Source organism: Bittarella massiliensis (ex Durand et al. 2017) (genome assembly GCF_017566145.1).
In the GTDB taxonomy this organism is placed as follows: domain Bacteria; phylum Bacillota; class Clostridia; order Oscillospirales; family Ruminococcaceae; genus Bittarella; species Bittarella massiliensis_A.
In genome coordinates, this window is sequence record NZ_JABFCL010000186.1 from 1 (window position 1) to 225 (window position 225).

The 225-nt window shown below is 46.2% G+C and carries 1 protein-coding gene; it reads right to left on the minus strand.

All coding sequences use genetic code 11. The annotated features are described in order from the left end of the window. Positions 1–225, minus strand: a 225-nt coding sequence (locus HJY11_RS13985) for an ABC transporter permease subunit (protein ID WP_208076503.1), incomplete at both ends; no start/stop codon positions are given.

Consider the following 225-nt stretch of genomic DNA (forward strand, 5'->3'; position numbering starts at 1 on the left):
TGATTCTCGGATCTACGAGGCAGTAACACAGATCGGTAATCAGATTTGCCGCCAGCGCCAGAAGAATATAGAACATCTGCATAGCCAGCGCAACCGTGTAATCCTGTTGGTTCAAAGAATCAATCAAAAGCTTTCCTACTCCTTTCCAGGAGAACAGTGTTTCAATAATAATGGAACCGCCGAAAATCGCCACGATGGATCCAACCACATATCCGGTGATCGGGA